At 59.7% G+C, this 4,473-nt stretch carries 3 protein-coding genes; 2 read left to right on the top strand and 1 reads right to left on the bottom strand.

Annotation, left to right across the window (positions count from 1 at the left end):
- The coding region (locus tag NLR35_RS33565; RefSeq protein WP_257170827.1) for an RHS repeat-associated core domain-containing protein at window positions 1-3,117 on the top strand (3,117 nt) is incomplete at its 5' end.
- A 492-nt stretch (window positions 3,118-3,609) separates the two neighbouring features.
- Here NLR35_RS33565 and NLR35_RS33560 read toward each other — a convergent pair.
- The gene (locus NLR35_RS33560; RefSeq protein WP_257170826.1) at window positions 3,610-3,789 is read right to left on the bottom strand and encodes an IS3 family transposase; all 180 of its coding nucleotides are present in this window, start codon (window positions 3,787-3,789) and stop codon (window positions 3,610-3,612) included.
- 180 nt (window positions 3,790-3,969) lie between these two features.
- On the opposite strand from NLR35_RS33560, the gene NLR35_RS33555 reads away from it, so the two are divergent.
- Window positions 3,970-4,473 (top strand): transposase (locus NLR35_RS33555; protein ID WP_257170825.1); only part of this gene is annotated, 504 nt, incomplete at its 3' end.

Here is a 4,473-nt window from a genome sequence, read left to right as displayed (position 1 = left end):
ACCCGCGCCGACGGCACTCTGACCAAGTGGATCTACGCGTTCTGCAGCGGTGTGAACGGCGGTACCGCTTCATGCGTGTCGGGAGCGAGCTATCTCATCACCGAGACACCCTACGCGTCCGATGGCACGACAGTCATCGGGCCCTACGTGACGGTGTTCTTCGACCAGCTCGAGCGCGAGATCGCACGACAGACCCAGGGCTTTGACGGTTCCGTGGTGCGTGCGACCCGAACCTATGACGCCCTCGGCCGTCTGACCCAGACCGGCCGACCCTACTTCCTGACCGGCGGCACACCACAATACACCACCTACACCTACGACACACTCGGTCGTGTGCTGACCGAGACCAAGCCCGACGGCAGCGTCTCGTCGACCGCCTATCACGGCCTCTCCGTGGTCGCGACCAACGCACTGAACCAGACCCGCACGGTGGTCAAGAACAGCCAGGGCAAGGTGGTCTCGATCACCGACGCCCAGAGCGGCGTCATGACCTATGTCTATGACGCGGTCGGCAATCTGCTTCAAACCACGGACGCTGCCGGCAACATCGTGACCGCGACCTACGATTTGCGCGGCCGCAAAATCGCCAGCAATGATCCCGATCTCGGCCACTGGACCTACACCTACAACACGCTCGGGCAGCTCGTCACGCAGACCGACGCCAAGAGTCAGGTCACCACACTAACCTATGATAAGCTCGACCGTCTGGTGCAGCGGGTCGAGGCCGACGTGACCAGCGTCTGGACCTACGACACCGCGGCGCACGGTATCGGCAAGCTGGCGTCGTCCGGCATCACGGCGGGCGCTGGCAGCGGTTTTGGCCGCAGCGTCACCTATGACACGCTTGGCCGGCCTTCGCAGGTCTCGACCACCGTCGACGGTGCGACCTATGTGATGGGCGCGATCTACGACGCCCAAAGCCGCATCAGCAAGGTGAACTACCCCTCCGGCTTCACCGCGCGCTACGGCTACAACGCGCTCGGCTTTGCCAACCAGCTCGCCGACGATGCGACCAGTTTTGCTTATTGGACCGCGAACGCGATGGATGCCGAAGGGCATCTGACCCAGCTTACCTCGGGCAACGGCCTCGTCACCAACCGTAACTTTGAAGCGACCACCGGGCGGCTCAGCGGCCTCACCACCGGCAGCGGCGCCGGCACTGCGGTGCAGAATCTCGGCTATACCTATGACCGGCTCGGCAACCCGCTATCACGCACCGACGCCAACACCAACCTCAGCGAGACCTTCAGCTACGACACGCTGAACCGTCTGACTTCCTCGACGGTCAATCTGACGCCGACGCCGCTGGCCAAGACCTTCACCTACAGCGCCATCGGCAACATGCTTACAAAGTCCGATGTCGGCACCTACAACTATCCGGCGGCCGGCCAAGCGCGGCCGCATGCGGTCTCGAGCATCACCTCTGGTCTGATCTCGACCACCTTCACCTACGACCTCAACGGCAATCAGACCTCAGGTCTGAACCGCACCATCGCCTGGACGTCCTACAACAAGCCGGCGTCGATCACACAGGGCACCCGCACCATCAGCTTTGTCGACGACACCGAGCACCAGCGCTTCAAGCAGGTGACGCCGGAGGGCACTACGCTCTACATCGCCGGGTTTGGCGTGCTGGCAGAGGTCACCAATCCCGGCACGGCCTCGCAGAAGTGGACCGACTATCTCGCCGTCGGCAATGCCAAGGTCGGCATGCGTACTCTCCAGACCGCGTCCGCCACGCTGACGACGCGCTACTTCCACGTCGACCATCTCGGCTCGATCTCGGTGATCACCGACGAGAACGCGATGGTCGTCGAGCGTCTTAGCTACGACGCCTGGGGCAAGCGGCGCAATCCGAACGGCACCGACGACACCACGGGCAGCATCACCAGCCAGTCCACACGCGGCTTTACCGGCGAAGAGCAGCTCTCGATCGGCGGCCTCGTGCACTTGAACGGCCGCGTCTACGATCCATTGCTGGCAAGGTTCACCAGTGCCGACCCGACGGTCACAGACCCCATGAACATGCAGGGCTGGAACCGGTACTCCTACGTCGGCAACGATCCGCTCGCCTTCACAGATCCCAATGGGTTCAGCTGGTTCTCGAACTGGTTCGGCTGGATCGGTAAGGCCTTCACCGCGGTCGGTAACTTCATCAAGAACAACTTCATGTCGCTCTTGCAGGTTGCTATTACGGCCGTGCTCTCATTCACGCCAATCGGGCCAGTGGCCGCCGCTGCCATTGCGTCTGCCGTCGTGACAGGTTTGTCTGGTGGCAATCTGGGGCAGATACTGAAGGCTGCAGCAATAGCGGCAGTTACCTCCTTTGCATTCACACAGATCGGACCGACGCCTTCATTCGCTTCGAATCCGGGCGGATATATCGCGTCTGTTGGCGCCAACGCGGCCGTGGGGTGCGCATCTTCCGTCGCGTCGGGCGGATCATGCCAATCCGGCGCCTTAGCGGCTGGAGTCGGTTCCGCGCTCTCTCCGGTAACACGAACTGTTTTCCAGAACCCGCTCCACAACGCTGGTGACCTTATCGGCGGTACTCTTATGCAAGCCACTGCCGGCGGCCTTGCCTCAATCGCAGGCGGCGGAAAGTTTGCTAACGGTGCCCTGACTGCGGGATTCCAATATTTAGCGCAGACATCGGCGGAAGCAATACGAACGGCAGCTTTAGAGCCGCAAGGAAATCCGGAACCTCAGAAGGGAAATCCAAGAGATAGCTTTAATGCGGTCGAGCCCTGCATGATGCCCGGAAGTCCTGAGGAATGTTCCGGCGCCACAGAGGGCCACATCCCTCAATCAGCAGCACGAGGGCCGGGCGCAGCAATTGGCCCCGGTAGTGACCAGGGAGACTTCGTCGCGCCTCGCAATTCAACCTCAATATTGAGGCCGCTGCATTCAGAGGATACGATTACAAGAGGAAATAAATCCTCCTATGATTATTGGTCGAAACAGGACAATCAAGCCATTGTCGATTCACTACAGCCAGGCCTGCCAGAGTCGCTAAAAGCGAAGCCAGACGGAACCATAATGAATGGAAATACCAGATATTACATCCTGCGAAACCGCGGATATCCCGTTGACTCCCTTCCGAGAGATACGCACTGATGAATCTTTCCAGATCAGCTTTCGCAACGGCGTACTGTGGCTTGGACGAGCGGAATCAAGCGCGGTTTCTAGCCCGCTTATTATTGGACATCAGTCTCCTTGCGCGAGGAACATATGCTCAGGGGGACGGTGTTGAGGATCCCGCATCATTAAGAAAGTTCAATGAAGCGCAAAATCGAATCCAATCACAATTGGTAAGCTTGCTTTTCTCCCAGCCAGATCGATATCCCGATGAGGTGTTTGCGAACATCATCATGGATCAGTTTGATCAATTAGGGGTATCAACTATGAAGGTTGCTCAGATTCTACAACGAACTTGGCCAACGAGTCCTTCTCAACTTAGAAATGAGAGCGACTAGGCTCATAGTGAACGGAGAAGGCATTCTTCTCGGTTCGAGCTTGGGATCACCCGGGAAATACGGTGACAGTGCTGGACTGCACCCCTGAAGTGAGACACGATAATTACAGTAACAGCGGGGTTGTCACGATGCGTTACCGCGCATTGTTTTGCGCGAAGGCGGTTTCGAACTCAAGGGGCGATTGGTATCCGAGTGCCAAGTGCAGGCGCTCCTTGTTGTAGACCTCCGCGATGAAGCTGCTGAGGCGGCGACGGGCGTCGTTGAGATCGGCGAAGGCCTTGCCGTTGACCCCCTCGGCCTTGAGCGGTTTCATGAAGCTTTAGGCCGTCGTCCGTGAACAAGCCTCTAAGCGATTGAGCGAGAGTCTGTTTTCCGGCTACGGCGGCATTTGAGATTGCAGGGAATTGGTGGTTGAGGCCGCCAAACCCTGCAATTTCGTTTGTGGATTCCATTTGGCTGCAGACCATGATTCTGTGGTGCATCGGAGGGAGCGATGCGGCCGAAGAAGCACAAGACGACGGGATCGAACGACCTGTTCCGGGCGCGGCTGGACCAGATCATCAACATGAAGCACGAGCTGGTTCAGCTCGCCGGCAAGGTCGATTGGGACTGGATCGACGGCGAGATCGCGCCGCTCTATAGCGAGAACGGCCGGCCCGGCATTGAGACCCGCTTCAGGATCGGGCTGCTGTTGCTCAAGCACATTTACGGGCTGTCCGATGAGGGGGTGTGCGAGCGCTGGGTTCACGACCCGTATTTCCAGTTCTTCAGCGGCGAGGAGTTATTCCAACACGCCTTCCCGCACGAGCGCTCGGACCTGAGCCATTGGCGCAAGCGGCTCGGCGACAAGCTGGAGCTGCTGCTGGCCGAGAGCCTGCGAGTGGCGCACGAGGCCGGCGCGCTACGCGGCCAGGACCTCAAGCGGGTCACGGTGGACACCACGGTGCAGCCGAAGGCCATCACCTTCCGGACCGATGCCAAGCTGCTGCACGCGGCG

Origin of the sequence: Bradyrhizobium sp. SRS-191 (assembly GCF_024586915.1) — a bacterium.
In the GTDB taxonomy this organism is placed as follows: Bacteria; Pseudomonadota; Alphaproteobacteria; order Rhizobiales; family Xanthobacteraceae; genus Bradyrhizobium.
Note: the sequence above shows the minus strand (reverse complement) of the source record. Positions and strands in the feature narration are given on the sequence as shown.

Coding starts and splice junctions, on each gene's coding strand:
- NLR35_RS33560 (WP_257170826.1), bottom strand. CDS start 3,789: ATGAAACCGCTCAAGGCCGAGGGGGTCAACGGCAAGGCCTTCGCCGAT.